The sequence below is a fragment of the Bacillus cereus group sp. BfR-BA-01355 genome (genome assembly GCF_022663675.1).
Lineage (GTDB): Bacteria > Bacillota > Bacilli > Bacillales > Bacillaceae_G > Bacillus_A > Bacillus_A thuringiensis_S.
Map to the genome: position 1 here is coordinate 1 of NZ_JAKUFY010000427.1, position 240 is coordinate 240.

Genomic DNA, 240 nt, shown 5'->3' on the forward strand with positions numbered 1-240 from the left:
AATTGATGCTGTATTCACCATCTTTAATTGTTTCAGCATCTGGTTTTTTATTTTCATCTGGTTTTTCTGCTTCCGGTTTTTCTACTTCTGGTTTTTCTGCTTCCGGTTTTTCTACTTCTGGTTTTTTCTCTTCATTTTTAATTTGTTCAAGTTTATCTTGTTCAAATAAAAGTTGTACATCATGCGTTTGCTTATAATTTCTTGATGCCATTTCGATAAATACTTTTGTATTTAGTTTTT

At 29.6% G+C, this 240-nt stretch carries 1 protein-coding gene; it reads right to left on the bottom strand.

Going from position 1 to position 240, the window contains the following annotated elements; genetic code table 11:
- Positions 1-240: hypothetical protein (locus tag MR167_RS32340; protein ID WP_242316299.1), on the bottom strand; the 240-nt coding region annotated here is incomplete at both ends.